Consider the following 15,127-nt stretch of genomic DNA (forward strand, 5'->3'; position numbering starts at 1 on the left):
GCGACCGCGTCAGCGAGTCGCTCCCCGGTTGCGTCTGCCTGACGTGATGCGTCAGTACTTCTTACATTCCGGCACGGTGCGGCTCGGCAGCCCGATCTTGGAGAACACGGCCGGGTCGTAGCCGAGCGTCTGGTTCACGTTCGGGATCACCTTCACGACCTTGCTGAACAGCGCGCCCTTGCCGTCGTCGACGACTTCGGTGACGAAGTTGGTGCCGATCGCCTGGCGGTTGGAGTCGAGCTTGATCTTGCCGTTCGGTGCGTCGAGCTCGATCTTTGCCAGTGCTTCCTTGTACTTGGCCTGGTTGTTGGAGAGATCGCCGTTGACCTGACGCAGTGCGAGGATCAGCGCCATGGTTGAATTATAGTAGTTGGTGGCGAGCAGCGACGGGCTCGGGAAGCGCTTGTTGGGCGGGAAGGCGTCTTGATAGGCCTTCACGAATTTCTGCCAGCCCGGATCCTCCCAGGTGTCGGCCTGTCCGCTCGCCGCGATGGTTCCGATCAGCGCGTTCTTGGCGTTGCCCTTCGACGACAGGATCGTCTGGTCGATCATGATGGAACCGCCCATCAGATGCGCCTTGCCGCCGGCCTGCTGATACTGGTTGAGGAAGTTGACGGCGTCGGCGCCGCCAAGCCCGAGATAGATGGCATCGACGTCGTCGGGCAGGGCAGCGATGACGGAGGCGAAGTCCTTCGTTCCCAGCGGCACCCATTGCCGGTTGGTGACCTGTCCGCCCATGCCGCAGAACTCGAGCACCAGCCCGAACACCTGGGTATAGATGAAGGAATAGTCCTCGCCGACGGTCGCGATCTTGCGATACTTTTTCTCTTCATAGGCGTATTTGCCGAGGCCGATCTGCCACTGCGCGCCGTCCATGTTGTAGCGGAAGAAGTTCGGTGCCGGGTCGACATAGGTCGTTTCCTGCGCACCGGATGCGGCATTGATGAACGTCAGCCCGGGATGGCTCTTGGCAAAATTCTTGACCGCGATGCCTTCGTCGCCGGAGAGCGGCGACAGCAGGATCTGCACCTTGTCCTGCTCGATCAGCTTGCGCACGGCGCGCACGGCGGAGTCCGGCGTTGCATCGGTCGAAGCGACGATGAATTCGAGTTCCTTGTCGCCGACCTTCTTGCCGAGCACGTTGAGCGCGGTCTGGTGGCCGCGCATGCCGTCCTCGCCGAGCACCGTGTAGGTGCCCTCGAGCGTTGCGGTCACGCCCACCTTGATCTTTTCCTGGGCGATCGCCGCGCCCGAAAGAAACAGGCTGCTCAACGCGAGCAGTCCGATGCTGCATTTCGACATGTGCTCCTCCCTGTGTCATCGCTTGTTGCCGCGACGAACCGTATGGTGCCCGTGGCTCTCGAAGCCCGCGGCTTTGGAGGAAAGCTAACCGAAGTCGGATGCGCTGCACCCATCGCGGCCTCGTTCGGCTTGACTGGCAGTCTCATTTTTGAATGTTGCGGCGCGAGTGATTTTCGCGGTGCAGCAGGACGCCGCGCTAGCTGTAATCTTCGCCGAGAAACTGGTTGATCGCATCGAACGCCTGCAGACGGTTTTTCTCCAGCAGAACCATGTGCGTGCCTTCGCCAATCTCGACCCATCGCCGGTATGGCGCATGCTTCAACGAAAGGAAGAAGTTCTGCGCCGAGTCGATAGGAACGTCCTGGTCCCATTCCGCGTGGACCAGGAGCACGGGCACGCGAATGTCAGCGGCGTCATAGAGCCTCTTGCCCGCGGCCCAGTATTCGCGGATGTCCAGGATCGGGCCGTTGACTGCACGCATGATGGCAGGCGCTTGCGCGCTGCCTAGCGGGTCGGTGGCGAGCGAGATATTGGCCCAGCGCTCGAAGCCGCCCGCCGGAATCAAGCTCGATCGTGCCGCTTCCGGCGCAGCCGAAAGCCAGCGCTCCCTGAAGTCCAGCACCGGAACGTTGCGATAGCCGCCGAGGCGCCCGCCAGCATCGATCGGAGCTGGGCCCTGCAGCACCCAAAGCGGCGCGACCAGCGCGAGCTTGACGACCTTGTCGTTGTTGCCTGCGGTGTAAGCGCCGGCCACCGAGCCGCCCCAGGACATTGCAACCAGATTGAGGCGAGCGATCCTGCGCTGCTTCAGGATGTGCGCGACGGCGCTGGCGAGGTCGCGCACGCCGGCCTCGGTGCGCACGAGCGGTTCGGACTGCTCCGGCGGCGCGTCCATCTCGGACGGGCGGGTCGATTGGCCATAGCCGCGCACGTCGAGCGCGAAGACGTCGTAGCCATGGCCGGCGAGATGATCCATGAACGAGAGGCCACCGAGCGGCGTATCGAAAAGGCTTCCCGATGAATAGGTCGCGCCGTGCATCATCAGGATGGTTCGCTCGGCGGAGAAGGTCTCGAGCGCCGCGGGGCGCTTGTTCCGCAGGTGAAGCGAAATTCCGGCCGTGTCGCTCGGGATCATGAGATCCTCGACTACGATCTTGGGCCTGCCGACGCGCGCGCTGGCGTGCTGGTTCATGATCGTTCTCCGTTCAGACGAATTGCCAGGTGAAGCGTCCTCCGGTGCGGCTGACGCGGCCGACCGATGACTGTGCGAAATGGGTGGTGAAGATGGTTGAGCCCCGCTCGGCGGCGTCCTCCAGCACGAAGGCGCGCGAGCGCAACGCGGCTTCCGGGAATTCGCAGAAGCAGGAATTGAGTGAAGGCTCATAGACCTGGAGCGGGTGGTGCATCACGTCTCCGGCGAACAGCGCCTCCTCTCCACGCGAGACGAGGCGGATGGAGGCGTGATCGACGCTGTGGCCGGGCGTCGGGACGAACGAGATGCCCTCGATGGCCTCGCTCCCGTCCACTGCGATGAGTCTGGCAAGTCCGGCCTCGATCACCGGCCGGACGCTGTCGTCATAGACATGGTCGGCCGGCTTGCGCAGCGCGGGGCCGAGGGACGGGGCCGGGCGGGCCGTTCCGGTCGGCTCTGTGCCCGTCGCGAGGCTCTCGCCATAGGCCTGCTCGATCGCGGAGAAGACGTAGGTCGCATTCGGGAAGGTCGGGACCCAGCGTCCGTCGACGAGACGGGTGTTCCAGCCGACGTGATCGGCATGCACGTGGGTGAGCAGCACGTAGTCGACCTGCTCCGGCGTGACGCCCGCTGCGGCCAGCCGCGCCAGGAACGGTTCGTTGAGCCGGTGAAGCGGCGGAATCTCCGGCCGGTTCTTTTCGTTGCCGGTGGCCGTGTCGATCAGGATCGTGTGGTGCGGTGTCCTGACCACCCAGCTGTGAATGCTTTGGATGAAGGTACCGGTCGCAGCATCGAACGAGCCCGCCTCCAGGCTGTCGCGATGGCGCTCCAGCGCCCGCGGCTCGCCTCCCGGATAGAGCGCGTCGAACTTGAATGCGGCAAGCCGCAACTCGTCGATCCGCGTGATGGATGCTTCGCCGACCTGATAGGTCTTGGCCGCGTGAATCATCAAGATGTCCTCCACTGGACCGCGGCGTAGGGCTGGTTGCCCGGGCCGCGGTGACGGTGAGGTACGAAGCGCGCCAGGCCTTGGGGAGAGTCGCGGGCTCGATAGGTCCCATCGACATTGTCGATATCGGAAAGGACGCTGGCCCAGCTTTTCACGCCGGCGTTTTGGCCCTAACCCTCGTATCGCGGCTCGTCGCGGTCGCGACATGCCCCAGACGGAGGTGCCACCGATGCAGGATGCGGAACACGGCCGGGGTCGGCCGGCCGATGATAACGATCTCGCCGAGATCGACCTCGGTCTGTTGCTGGCTCTGGAGGCTCTCCTGCGCGAGCGGAACGTGACGCGCGCGGCCTCCCGGCTCAATATCGGGCAGCCTGCGCTCTCGGCGCGGCTGAACCGGCTGCGGCAGATCTTTGCCGATCCGCTGTTCGTGCCCGCGGCGAGCGGGCGCGGCGTCGTGCCGACGACGAGGGCGGTGGAGCTGCAGACGGCGCTTGCGGACGTGCTCGGCAAGCTTCGTCGCATGGTGGAGGGGCCGGCTGAGTTCGACCCCGCCAAGAGCCAGCGTACCTTCGTCGTTGCCATCCACGAGAATCCGGCCGTGACGCTGGCGCCCGGCCTGGTCGCGCGCTTGACCGCGATGGCCGAGCGGGCGCGGCTCGCCCTCGTTCACCCCGCGCGCGATGTCGTGGATCAGCTCGAAAGGGGGGAGATCGACATCCTGGTGACGGGCGCCGACCGCACACATGGCGAGCTGATGCAGCGGCCGCTGTTCGAAGACGGCTTCCTGTCCGCACAGCGCAAGGGTCATCCCCGCGGCATCGGTCCGCTCGATCTCGACAGCTTTTGCGCGCTCGACCATCTGCTGATCTCCGCCGATGGCGGCGGTTTCTCGGGCCTGGTCGACGACGCGCTGGCGGTGCTCGGCCGCTCCCGGCGCGTCGCCGTCTCGATTCAGACCTATGCGCTGGCGCCGGTCATCCTTGCGCACAGCGACTGCATCTGCACCCTTCCGCGGCGCTTCCTGATCCGCTTCGCCCACGAGCTCGATCTCACGCCACCGCCGCTCGATCTGCCGCCCGCTCGCATCGTCGCGTTGTGGCATCCGCGCAATCAGGAGGACAAAGGCCACGCCTGGCTTCGCGAGTGCCTATACCAGGCGGCTGCCGCTTGATCGCGGTTGCCCTCACGTGGGGACGAGCGGGCGCTGCTCAGGCTGTAAGTTCTGATTTCGGAATGAAGTCGGCCAGCTTGCATTCGTCGCGTCCGGTATGCCGCCTGCCGCCTTCCTGAGCTGCGTGCCGAGATGGGCAGGTGCCTCGAAGTATCACCGGATCGCCATTACCGCCGGCTTTCGCCCCTTGTATCCTTGCTCGATGCGGAGCGCAGGAGAGCGCATGATGCGCCGGGCCTGGCGACCGGCGGCAAAGACCGGTAGCGAGCCCCCAGGCTGGCCACTGACGTTGCCAGCGGGCGATCGCCCGAGAAGCCAGCTGGCAATCCATTGATTGCACATCCAGACCTACCCCCCACGCTGACGATTGACAGCGAATTATTACATGTCTAAAAATATGCAAATTCATATAATCCGTGAGATGCCTGAATGGACGTGCATCCGCTCAAGCTCAAGGTCAGGTCGTATGTCGCGGAGACGCCGTTCATACGGAGCCTTGTGTTTGGTGTGGAGGACGGCGTCGTGCCGCAATGGCAGGCAGGTGCGCATCTCCGCGTCGCGCTCCCGAATGGCGGAGACCGGCCGTACTCGCTGATGGCGTTGCCGGGACTTCCTGAAGATGCGCTGGCGCTTGGTGTCCTGCGCGAGGAGGCTTCGAGCGGCGGCTCGCAGTTCATGCACGCGCTCAAGGTCGGCGACGTCGTGAAGGCGAGCGCGCCGGTCAACAATTTCCGACTGCACGAGGGAGCAGCGCCGGCGCTGCTGTTCGCCGGCGGCATCGGCATCACGCCCGTTCTGTCGATGGCGGCGGAACTGGCGGCGCGGGGAAGCTCATATCGCCTGCACTATGCCGGGCGCACGCAAGGATTGCTGGCGTTCCTGCCGCAATTGCAGGAGATCTGCGCCGGAGGGCTGTCCGTCCACTACGACAGCGATGAATCCCGCCTCGACATTGCCGCGGCGCTCGGCGATGCCGCAGCAAACGCCCACGTCTATGTCTGTGGCCCTTCGGGCATGATCGAGGCGGTGAAGGCCGCTGCGGCCGCCGCCGGCGTGTCAACCGATCGCGTTCATTACGAGCTCTTCAAGTCCGAGCAGCCGTCATCGCCTGACCAGCCGTTCGAGGTCGAGATCAAGTCGACCGGGCAGGTTGTCGGCGTTGCTGCCGGGCAGACCATCATCGAGGCGCTGGAGGCGGCTGGTTTCGACGTGCTCTACGACTGCCGGCGCGGCGATTGCGGCATCTGCCAGTGCGGCGTGATCGCGGGACTCCCCGATCATCGCGACGTCATCCTCAGCGACGAGGAGAGGGCGTCCAACAAGGTCATGCAGATCTGCGTGTCACGCGCGAAGTCGGAACGACTGGTGCTGGATCTCTAGGGGAGACGAGGGACGCCATGAAAAGATACGGCGGGAATGCCCACGCGATTGCGGCGCTGGTGCGCGAGGCCGAGGTGCATCGCGACGTCTATGTCGACCCCGAGATCTTCGAGCTCGAGATGGAGCATCTGTTTCCCAACAGCTGGGTCTATGTCGGCCATGCCAGTCAACTTGCAAAACCCGGCGATTTCATCACCGCCAATATCGGCCGGCAGCCGGTCATGGCCAGCCGCCATACCGACGGCTCCATCCATGTGTTCTACAATCGCTGCCCGCACAAAGGCGTGAAGATCGCGTCCGAACCCTGCGGCAACACCGGAAAGTTCTTCCGCTGCCCCTATCACGCATGGTCTTTCAAGACCGACGGCTCCCTGCTCGCGATCCCGCTGAAGAAGGGCTACGAGGGCACCGGCTTCGGCGACACCCAGGCGAATGAGGGCTTGTCGAAGGTCAGGAACGTCGTCATTTATCGTGATTTCATCTTCGCTCGCCTGAGCGTTTCAGGCGTCTCCTTCGAGGATTATTTCGGCGAAAGTCTTTCGACCATCGACAACATGGTCGACCGCTCGCCGGAGGGGAAGCTCGCAGTCCAGGCGACGCCGATCCGTTACATGCACACGTGCAATTGGAAGATGCTGGTCGAGAACCAGACCGACACCTGCCATCCGATGGTGGCGCATGAGAGCTCGGCCGGCACCGCGGTCAAGGTCTGGAAGCGCGAGCAGGGCGATTCCACGGAAACACCGATGGCGGTACAGCTCTACGGTCCCTTCATGAGCCCGTACGAGTTCTACGAGCAGAGCGGCATCCGGATCTGGCCGAACGGCCACGGCCACACCGGCGTCGCCAACTCCATCCATTCGAACTATTCGGACATCCCGGGCTACCTCGACCAGATGGTCGCAGCCTACGGCGAGCAGCGCGCGCATGAGATCCTTGGCGAGGTCAGGCACAACACCGTCTACTTCCCGAACATCATGGTGAAGGGCGCTGTCCAGATCCTGCGCAATTTCATCCCGATCGCGGTCGACAAGACGCTGGTCGAGAGCTGGGTCTATCGCCTGGTCGGCGCGCCCGACAAGCTCTACGAGCGCGCATTGATGTACAACCGCTTCATCAACGCGCCGACCTCGATCGTCGGCCACGACGACCTCGAAATGTACGAGCGGGCGCAGGAAGGACTGAAGTCCAACGGCAATCGATGGGTTAATCTGCGACGGCTCTACGACGGCCATGAAGAGCAGGACGTCACGGCGGTGATCAACGGCACGTCCGAGCGGCAGATGCGCAACCAGTTTCACGCCTGGGCGAAATTCATCACCATGGACATGGACAAGCGCATCGAGGCTGCGGAATGATTGGCGAGAAGACCATCACGGACTTCATCTATCGCGAGGCGGAGCTGCTCGACACCATGGAGTGGCAGGCCTGGCTCGATCTGTTTCACCCCGAAGGGCGTTATTGGATGCCGCTGGAATGGCAGCAGCAGGATCCGGTGCTGCAGCCGTCCCTGATGTACGAGGATCTGCTGCTCCTGAAGGTGCGGGTCGAGCGGCTCGCCGGCGAGCGCACCTTCAGCCAGAAGCCGAAGAGCCGTTGCCATCATCTGCTCCAAGCACCGCGGATCGTCGCGTGCGATCCTGCTGCCGGAATGTTCAAGGCCCGGACCTCCTACATCTACACCGAGACGCGCGGCGATATGCTGGAGCGCTATTCGGGATGGGCCTCGCACGAGCTCGTGCAAGTCGGCGATGCCCTGAAGATCAAGCTCAAGCGCGTCGATCTCGTCAATTTCGATGCGCCGTTCGGCAACATCCAGCTTTTCATGTGAGACTGCCTTGTCCGCTGCGACTACTGTCCATGCCCGTTTTCAAGAGACCGCGCTCCGCCGCGGCGAGGCGGGTTTCCTCAACGTGCTGCCGGAGACCGCAGGCTTCTACGGCATTGCGGCGGGCGAGATTTCCTACCGCGCGATGCTCGACCGGGTCGAGCGCCGTCGCGTAGCGTTTGCGAGCCGCGGCTACGGCGAAGGCCACCGGGTCGGGCTGCTGCTCCAGAACAGGCCCGTCTTCATCGAGCTGTGGTTCGCGCTCAATGCGCTCGGCGTCTCGGTGGTGCCGATCAATCCGGACCTCCGTCTCAGCGAGCTCGAATACATCATCGGGCATTCCGAGATGAATGCTGCGTTCGTCCTCACCGAACGGCGCGAGGAGGTGGAGCTGGCCGCGCGTCAGGCCGGCAGGCCAATCCCTGTCGTGGACGATCAGGACGACGTTCCCGCTCCCTTCGGCGGTGCGCGGTCCTCGACCTCAGCTAGCGAGGGGAGCGAATGCGCGCTGCTCTATACGTCGGGGACGACGGGCCAGCCCAAGGGCTGCGTGCTCACCAACACCTATTTCCTGCATTGCGGAAACTGGTATCGCGACGTCGGCGGGCTGATCGACCTCAAGCCAAACGGCGAGCGGATGATCACGCCGCTGCCGCTGTTCCACATGAACGCGATGGCGGTGTCTCTGATGGCGATGCTGTCGGTCGGCGGCTGCCTGACCATGCTCGATCGCTTCCACCCGCGCAGCTGGTGGGCCTCGGTGCGCGACAGCCGTGCCACCTGCCTGCATTATCTCGGCGTGATGCCCTCGATGCTGATGAGCGCGCCGCCATCGGAGCTGGACCGCGCGCACAGCGTACGCTTCGGCTTCGGCGCCGGCGTCGACAAGCTGTTGCATGCGACGTTCGAGCAGCGCTTCGGCTTTCCGCTGCTGGAGGCCTGGGCCATGACCGAGACCGGCAGCGGCGGCGTCATCGCCGCCAATGTCGAGCCGCGCAAGGTCGGCACCAGCTGTTTTGGCCGCCCGGCCCCCGAGATCGAGGTTCGGATCGTCGATGACGGCGGCAATGATGCCCCCCTCGATGTGCCCGGCGAGCTGTTGGTGCGGCGCGCCGGCGCCGATCCGCGCTACGGCTTCTTCCGCGAATATCTCAAGAACGAGGCTGCCACCACCGAGGCGTGGGCCGGCGGCTGGTTGCACACCGGCGATATCGTGTCGTGCGATGCGGACGGCGACCTGCACTTCGTCGATCGCAAGAAGAACGTGATCCGTCGCTCCGGCGAGAACATCGCCGCGGTCGAGGTCGAATCCGTTCTCAACCGCCATCCCGCGATCCGGCAGGCCGCGGTTGCGGCGACGCCGGATCAGGTGCGCGGCGACGAGGTTGCGGCGGTCATCATCGCTGAGAAGGCCGGCGCGGACCGCGCGCTCGCCGAAGAGATCGTGCGCTGGAGCCTTGAGCAGATGGCCTATTACAAGGCGCCGGGCTGGATCTGCTTCGCCGACAGCCTGCCACTGACCGCGACCGAGAAGATCCAGCGCGGCGGGTTGAAGGATTTTGTCGGGAAGCTGATGGGCGAGGGCGCGTTCTTCGACCTGCGCGACCTCAAGAAGCGGCAAGTCTGATCAAAGAAGGGTCTGATCAAAGAAGGTCTGATCATGAGCGAGATCCGCACCACCCTCATCACCGGCGGCAATTCGGGGATCGGCGAGGCCCTGGCGAAGAAGCTCGTCGCGCGCGGGCAGCGCGTGGTCTCGGTCGGGCTGGAGCAGCCCGGCTGGACACATGATCTGCTCGCGGCCTATCGCGCCGACCTCACCAATATCGAACAGACGCGTGCGATCGCGCAGGAGATCTGCCGGGATCACGCCGTCGACAGCCTGGTCCACAATGCCGGAATCATCCTGCCGAACCTGCTGCCCGACGCCAGGCCGGAAGACATATTGATGCTGGCGCAGTTGCATCTGGGCGCGCCGATGCTCCTGACCCAGGCGGCGCTGGAAGGGATGCGTGCGCGCCGCTTCGGGCGCATCGTGTTCGTCTCTTCGCGCGCCGCGATGGGGGCAGTGACGCGCTCGGCCTATTCGGCCACCAAGGCCGGCGTGCACGGCATGGCAAGGACCTGGGCGCTGGAGCTTGCCGCGAGCGGCATCACCGTGAATGTCGTCGCCCCGGGGCCGATCCTGACCGATAATTTCTGGGGCATCATCCCGAACGGCTCCGAGCAGCAGGAGCGGATGGCGCGCAACGTTCCGGTCGGGCGGCTCGGCTCGCGCGAGGACGTCGCGCACGCAATCTCGTTCTTCCTCGACGAGCACTCCGATTTCGTCACCGGCCAGGTGCTCTATGTCTGCGGCGGTACCAGCCTCGTCGGCCTCGGGCCTTGACGCGCGCGTTCTAGATCTGGTTCTGGCGGATATTCTCGACCATCTTGGCCAGCACGCGCGCGCAGACCTCGATGTCGTCGGGCTCGATGCCCGCGACCAGCCTGTCGTAATTGTTCGCCATGATCGGCCAGATCTTGCGCAGCAGCGCTTCGCCCTCCGGCGTCAGGGCGACGACGCGGCGGCGCTGGTCCTCCTCGGCGATCTCGCGCTTGACGAGGCCCGACGACACCATGGACTCCACCATGCGGCTCGCCGTCGACTGCTCGGTCACCGCGAGAACGGCGACCTCGTTGACCGTGAGCGTCCTGTAGATGAACAGCACCGACAGCGTCCGGAACACGACATTGTTGATGCCGTGCTCGCTCAAATCACGGTTCTGATCCAGGTTCCAGCGGTTGGCGAGCCGGTTGAACAGGTACGGGATATAGGTTTGCAGCTGCTCCCTCGTCCTCGGCGGACCCGACTTCCATCTGCTCTTGGATTCTCTGGCCATTATCTCTTGCGACTTTGCTTCTTGCTCTCGGTATGAAGTTTCGAGGAAAGCGATTTCAGCACGGACAGCGCGGTGTCCAGCTCCCGGGCCGGGACGTTCTCGAGCCGTCTGGCGAGATGCTTCTTGTGGATTTCGGCCGCCTGCCGGAACAGCGCTTCGCCTTTCGGCGTCAGGCGCACGATGAAGGACCGCCGGTCCTCGCTCGACATCTCCCTGCTGATGAGGTCGTCGGCGAGAAGACGTTGCACCAGCCCCGAGACATTGCCGCCGGTCACCTTCAGATTTTGCGACAATTGCCCGAGCGCGAGGCCCTCCTGGTAACGATCGAGCTGGGCCAGCACGTCGAATTTTGCCAGCGACAGGCCGAACTCCGAACTCAGCATCGAATTGAGCGAGGCGAACAGCTCACCATGCAGCGACAGCAATTGGAGCCAGAGCCGGGTTTCGATCTGCCCAGGGACGGGAACAACGTTCTCCTTGAGTGCTGCCGGCATCGCATGACCATCGAGTACAGAATGTCTCGTCGAGTGAAGGGAATTACCGCGGGTCGTTCGCTCCGATTAACAACCTGAGAATCGTAGTCAAGCGGTCTGATCCTGACCTCCTGCGGAGCGAACGGCAATCCAATCCTGCGTCCGGCGCCCGTGGAATCATGCGAAAGTCTTTATGGTCCGGATCACGCCGTCGAGCGCCGTTCCGGCGCTGTCCTTCAGCGCGGCCTCGCGCAGGCGGCGCGCCCAGTCGGCGGCATCCTCGCGGCGCTCCACCAGCTTGATCGCCGCGAGCGTCCTGTCGAATTTCGACAGCCCCCGGCTGTGGGTGTCTGAATAGCCTTTGACGAGGCGTCGGCATTGCAGGATCTCGACACCGAGCTGGTAATTGGTGCCGACCGCCTCGGTCGCGGCCTTGAGCCATGAATCCCGGTGCGCGGTCTCGATGGCGTGACGCAGCGAGCGGCGGCGCAGGCCGCGCATTCCGCCGACGACATAGAGGGCCAGGAACCAGGGCAGCGAGTAGGTTCGCACCCGGCGTCCCCGGTTGACGCGGCGATCGAGCCAGCCGAGCAGGCGCGGACGCGCGCCGAGCCAGCGGCCGAAGCCTGCCGGCAGCATGCCCATCACTTCCTCCATGCGGGGATGCATGAACTCGGTGGTCTGGAGCACCTGTCCGTTCGACATCTCGAGCTCGCTCTCGATGCGCGCGCGGCGGCCGGTGCGCGTCTTGAGGTCGGCGACGCGGATGACGTCGTCATAGGTCATGGCGTTGGCGAGGTACTTTGCCGCGGCTTCCGTGAAGGCATAGGCACGTGCTCCACCGCCGGCGTTTCGGTCGGCTGCGTGCAACCTCTTGAGGATGTCGAGATATTCGCCGCCATAGGCGATGTCCTGGAAGTCGACGACCTTCCGCAAGCCTGCACGAGCCATGCCGAGTGCAGGCTGGGGCAGCTCCCCATTCAATCTTGCGACAAGCTCGCCGAGCTGCGGATCGGGCGTCGCGGAAGAGGGGGTATCGTCGGCCGGTTTGGTTGGCGCGGGGGCCGCAACTTCTGTCGGGCCGGTCTTGACCCGCTCGAAGGCGGCCTCGAACGTCTCGACGCTGGCCTTGGCGCCTTTGCCGCCGGTGCGGATGACGTCGAGATAGCTGTCGCGGCTGAACGGCAGCACGCCCGCGCCTGCGAGCGCGCCGAACATCGCGGCCGAAATGACGCTGCCATGCGCGATCGCCAGCGCGTTCAGATCGAAGATGATCTCGGTCTTCGCCGCAATGCCGATGGCGCCGGTCACGGCACCGCCGTCGGCGATGCCGTTGCCGGGCGCGATCTTCTCGCCGATCGCAAACGACCGGTGGTTGGACGCGATCAGCGTGGTGCGATCCGGCGTCACGAGGCCGCGCAGGATCGATCGCCCGGCCTCCATGAATTCGGCCGCCATCACCACGTCGACGTCGCCGGGGGTGGGCATCAGCGACAGGATCGGCTTGCGGCCGTCGAGCGGCGGCATCGCCTCGATATAGTAGATGGTGGCGCCGGTGCGCTGGGCGACGCCGGGCACGGAGGTGGACTGCGCGACCCAGCCATGGTTCTCGGCGAGCTGAACGATCCAGTCGGTCAGGACGCCGCCGCCCTGGCCGCCCATCGCGACAATCGCGATCGAGATCGGCCGCTCCGTCGCTTCGCCTGCGGCGGGGAGGGCCACCCGGACCGTCTCGTCCCTCATGCCAGTGCCTCGAGCGCCGGCCGCCGGCGGTCGCGCCGACGCTGCAGCCAGCCGATCACGCTCATGGCGACCCTGGATTTGAACATGTCCCAGCGAGTCGGATTGTGGATGACGTCGGCTCGATAGAACGAGGGGCAGAGCACGGCGGCCTCGGAGACCTCGCCGCAATTGCCGCAGCCGACGCAGGAATTGTCGATCGCCGCGACCGGATCGTCGCGCAAGGGGTCGTCGAGCTGCTTCACCGACAGTGACGGGCAGCCGGAGAGGCGGATGCAGGCATGGTCGCCGGTGCAGACGTCTTCGTCGACGCCAAAGCGCTCCTTGACGATGCGCGTCCCGTCCTTGATCGCCTTGTTGATCTGCGGCTTCACGCGCCGCTGCTTGTTCAGCATGCATTCGGAGGATGCGACGATGACCTTCGGGCCTTCCTCTTTCGTCGTCAGCGCTTCCTTCAGCGTGTCGCGCATCTTGCCGACGTCGTAAGTGCGGTCGAGCTGGCGCACCCATTGGCCGCCGATGCCCTTCACCGCCTGCACGATCGAATTGTTGGTCTTGCGGCGCTTGTTGACCGCGCGCGAGGACAGGATGTCCTGACCGCCGGTCGCCGAGGTATAGTAATTGTCGACGATGACGAACACGCCGTCATGCTTGTTGAACACGGCATTGCCGATGCCGCTGGTCAGTCCATTGTGCCAGAAGCCGCCGTCGCCCATCACCGCGATCGACCGCTTGTCCGCCTTGACGTTGAAGGCGGAGGTCGAGGCCGGGCCGAGGCCGAAGCCCATCGTGGTCGCGCCGATGTTGAACGGCGGCAGGATCGAGAACAGATGGCAGCCGATGTCCGCGGAGACGTGGTGCTGGCCGAGCTCTTCCTCGACCAGCTTCATGGCGGCGAAGATCGGCCGTTCCGGGCAGCCGGTGCAAAGCCCGGGCGGGCGCGCCGGCACCACCTGCTTGAGCTTCTCGACCGCGGGGTGATTGAGCACGGGCGCTGCGTCCGGCGCCGGCGGCCGGTTGCCCAGCAGCCGCGGCTCGGTCTTCTCCAGGAATTCCCTGACGCCGCCGAGCAGCACCTGAGCGGTGTAGTCGCCGCCCATCGGCAGCACGTCCTTGCCGTGGACGCGCGCCTGGATGTCCTTGCGGCGCAAGACCGTATTGATCGCCTGCTCCAGATATTCCGGCTGGCCTTCCTCGACGATGAGAACGGCCTCCTTATCGATGCAGAATTCCGCAACCTCGGTATCGATCACGGGGTAGGTGACGTTCATGATGTAGAGCGGGATCTGCGTGTTGCCATAGGCATCCGACAGCCCGAGATATTGCAGCGCGCGGATGACGTTGTTGTACATGCCGCCCTGCATGATGATGCCGACCTTGCCCTGCTTCGGCCCCATCCACTCATTCAGCTTGTTGTCCCGAATGAATCCGATAGCCGCGGGCATCCGCGTCTTGATCTTCTCCTGCTCGTGCTCATAGGCCGCCGGTGGCAGCACGATGCGGTTGACGTCACGCTTGGGATTGTTGAGCGCGTCCTTGATGGTGTGCGCCGGCCTGACATTGTCCTTGCAGGCGAAGCTGCCGTGCATGTGGCAGGCGCGCACGCGCACCTCCAGCATGACCGGCGTGTTGGAGAACTCGGAGAGCTCGAAGCCTTTCTCGATCAGATTGACGATGCATTCATGCTCGGGGCGGGGATCGAGCAGCCACATCTGCGACTTCATCGCGAAGGCGTGGGTACGCTCCTGCATGATGGAGGAGCCTTCGCCATAGTCCTCGCCGACGATGATCATGGTGCCGCCGGTGACACCGCCCGAGGCGAGGTTGGCAAGGGCGTCGGAGGCGACGTTGGTCCCGACGGTCGACTTCCACGCCACCGCGCCGCGCAGGGGATACATCACCGATGCCGACAGCATCGCCGCGGCGGCGGCTTCGTTCGCCGAGCTCTGGAATACGACGCCGAGATCGTCGAGCACGTCCTTGGCGTCGGCCAGCACGTCCATCAGGTGCGAGATCGGCGAGCCCTGATAGCCGCCGACATAGGCGACCCCCGATTGCAGCAGCGCCTTGGTGATGGCGAGGATGCCTTCGCCGCGGAACGTGTCGCCATCGCCGAGCCTGAGATCCTCGACCTCGCGAGCAAAAGACCGTTCAGCCATTGCACCCTCCAGAAATATGCGATAGCATACGTTTACATGTGAAGTAAG

13 protein-coding genes are annotated in these 15,127 nt (G+C 64.6%); 6 read left to right on the plus strand and 7 right to left on the minus strand.

Annotated elements, in window-relative coordinates:
• Positions 1 to 51: 51 nt before the first annotated feature.
• The 3 genes from N2605_RS12815 to N2605_RS12825 all read right to left on the minus strand — a co-directional run bounded on the left by N2605_RS12815 (position 52) and on the right by N2605_RS12825 (position 3,443).
• On the minus strand, positions 52 to 1,302 hold the full coding sequence (locus N2605_RS12815) for an ABC transporter substrate-binding protein (protein WP_036013367.1): 1,251 nt from the start codon (positions 1,300 to 1,302) through the stop codon (positions 52 to 54).
• A gap of 196 nt (positions 1,303 to 1,498) precedes the next feature.
• The gene (locus N2605_RS12820) at positions 1,499 to 2,494 is read right to left on the minus strand and encodes an alpha/beta hydrolase (protein WP_260346823.1); all 996 of its coding nucleotides are present in this window, start codon (positions 2,492 to 2,494) and stop codon (positions 1,499 to 1,501) included.
• Between the two features lie 13 nt (positions 2,495 to 2,507).
• The gene (locus tag N2605_RS12825; protein WP_260346825.1) at positions 2,508 to 3,443 is read right to left on the minus strand and encodes an MBL fold metallo-hydrolase; all 936 of its coding nucleotides are present in this window, start codon (positions 3,441 to 3,443) and stop codon (positions 2,508 to 2,510) included.
• Between the two features lie 229 nt (positions 3,444 to 3,672).
• On the opposite strand from N2605_RS12825, the gene N2605_RS12830 reads away from it, so the two are divergent.
• The 6 genes from N2605_RS12830 (at position 3,673) to N2605_RS12855 (ending at position 10,214) form a co-directional block, all read left to right on the plus strand.
• Positions 3,673 to 4,617, plus strand: coding sequence for a LysR family transcriptional regulator (locus N2605_RS12830; protein WP_260346826.1), 945 nt, complete (start codon positions 3,673 to 3,675; stop codon positions 4,615 to 4,617).
• Between the two features lie 429 nt (positions 4,618 to 5,046).
• A complete protein-coding gene (locus N2605_RS12835) occupies positions 5,047 to 5,997 on the plus strand; it encodes a PDR/VanB family oxidoreductase (protein WP_260346827.1) in 951 nt (316 codons plus the stop codon).
• A 17-nt stretch (positions 5,998 to 6,014) separates the two neighbouring features.
• Positions 6,015 to 7,355, plus strand: a complete 1,341-nt coding sequence (locus N2605_RS12840) for an aromatic ring-hydroxylating dioxygenase subunit alpha (protein ID WP_260346829.1) — start codon at positions 6,015 to 6,017, stop codon at positions 7,353 to 7,355.
• Complete coding sequence (locus N2605_RS12845) at positions 7,352 to 7,828, plus strand: aromatic-ring-hydroxylating dioxygenase subunit beta (RefSeq protein WP_128262357.1); 477 nt, start codon at positions 7,352 to 7,354, stop codon at positions 7,826 to 7,828. Before N2605_RS12840 ends, N2605_RS12845 begins: the two co-directional genes overlap by 4 nt.
• A 7-nt stretch (positions 7,829 to 7,835) precedes the next feature.
• Positions 7,836 to 9,452 (plus strand): ATP-dependent acyl-CoA ligase, encoded by a 1,617-nt coding sequence (locus N2605_RS12850; protein WP_260346830.1) that lies wholly within the window; start codon positions 7,836 to 7,838, stop codon positions 9,450 to 9,452.
• A gap of 33 nt (positions 9,453 to 9,485) precedes the next feature.
• The gene (locus tag N2605_RS12855; RefSeq protein WP_260346832.1) at positions 9,486 to 10,214 is read left to right on the plus strand and encodes an SDR family NAD(P)-dependent oxidoreductase; all 729 of its coding nucleotides are present in this window, start codon (positions 9,486 to 9,488) and stop codon (positions 10,212 to 10,214) included.
• A gap of 10 nt (positions 10,215 to 10,224) precedes the next feature.
• On the opposite strand, the gene N2605_RS12860 is transcribed toward N2605_RS12855, so the two are convergent.
• From N2605_RS12860 to N2605_RS12875, 4 genes are all read right to left on the minus strand, one after another.
• Positions 10,225 to 10,707 (minus strand): MarR family winged helix-turn-helix transcriptional regulator, encoded by a 483-nt coding sequence (locus N2605_RS12860; RefSeq protein WP_260346834.1) that lies wholly within the window; start codon positions 10,705 to 10,707, stop codon positions 10,225 to 10,227.
• Positions 10,707 to 11,201: a MarR family winged helix-turn-helix transcriptional regulator gene (locus tag N2605_RS12865; protein WP_036023818.1), complete on the minus strand. Its 495-nt coding sequence runs from the start codon at positions 11,199 to 11,201 to the stop codon at positions 10,707 to 10,709. The genes N2605_RS12860 and N2605_RS12865 overlap by 1 nt, the downstream gene beginning before the upstream one ends.
• 156 nt (positions 11,202 to 11,357) lie before the next feature.
• Positions 11,358 to 12,923 (minus strand): indolepyruvate oxidoreductase subunit beta family protein, encoded by a 1,566-nt coding sequence (locus tag N2605_RS12870; protein ID WP_260346836.1) that lies wholly within the window; start codon positions 12,921 to 12,923, stop codon positions 11,358 to 11,360.
• The gene (locus N2605_RS12875) at positions 12,920 to 15,079 is read right to left on the minus strand and encodes a thiamine pyrophosphate-dependent enzyme (RefSeq protein ID WP_225155792.1); all 2,160 of its coding nucleotides are present in this window, start codon (positions 15,077 to 15,079) and stop codon (positions 12,920 to 12,922) included. The genes N2605_RS12870 and N2605_RS12875 overlap by 4 nt, the downstream gene beginning before the upstream one ends.
• Positions 15,080 to 15,127 lie beyond the last annotated feature (48 nt).

Origin of the sequence: Bradyrhizobium yuanmingense, assembly GCF_025200905.1 — a bacterium.
In the GTDB taxonomy this organism is placed as follows: Bacteria; Pseudomonadota; Alphaproteobacteria; order Rhizobiales; family Xanthobacteraceae; genus Bradyrhizobium; species Bradyrhizobium yuanmingense.

Bases quoted from the DNA above. Each gene is read 5' to 3' on its own strand.
- N2605_RS12855 (WP_260346832.1), top strand. From the start codon at position 9,486: ATGAGCGAGATCCGCACCACCCTCATCACCGGCGGCAATTCGGGGATC.
- N2605_RS12845 (WP_128262357.1), top strand. From the start codon at position 7,352: ATGATTGGCGAGAAGACCATCACGGACTTCATCTATCGCGAGGCGGAG.
- N2605_RS12835 (WP_260346827.1), top strand. From the start codon at position 5,047: ATGGACGTGCATCCGCTCAAGCTCAAGGTCAGGTCGTATGTCGCGGAG.
- N2605_RS12820 (WP_260346823.1), bottom strand. From the start codon at position 2,494: ATGAACCAGCACGCCAGCGCGCGCGTCGGCAGGCCCAAGATCGTAGTC.
- N2605_RS12830 (WP_260346826.1), top strand. From the start codon at position 3,673: ATGCAGGATGCGGAACACGGCCGGGGTCGGCCGGCCGATGATAACGAT.
- N2605_RS12875 (WP_225155792.1), bottom strand. From the start codon at position 15,079: ATGGCTGAACGGTCTTTTGCTCGCGAGGTCGAGGATCTCAGGCTCGGC.
- N2605_RS12840 (WP_260346829.1), top strand. From the start codon at position 6,015: ATGAAAAGATACGGCGGGAATGCCCACGCGATTGCGGCGCTGGTGCGC.
- N2605_RS12870 (WP_260346836.1), bottom strand. From the start codon at position 12,923: ATGAGGGACGAGACGGTCCGGGTGGCCCTCCCCGCCGCAGGCGAAGCG.
- N2605_RS12825 (WP_260346825.1), bottom strand. From the start codon at position 3,443: ATGATTCACGCGGCCAAGACCTATCAGGTCGGCGAAGCATCCATCACG.
- N2605_RS12815 (WP_036013367.1), bottom strand. From the start codon at position 1,302: ATGTCGAAATGCAGCATCGGACTGCTCGCGTTGAGCAGCCTGTTTCTT.
- N2605_RS12865 (WP_036023818.1), bottom strand. From the start codon at position 11,201: ATGCCGGCAGCACTCAAGGAGAACGTTGTTCCCGTCCCTGGGCAGATC.
- N2605_RS12860 (WP_260346834.1), bottom strand. From the start codon at position 10,707: ATGGCCAGAGAATCCAAGAGCAGATGGAAGTCGGGTCCGCCGAGGACG.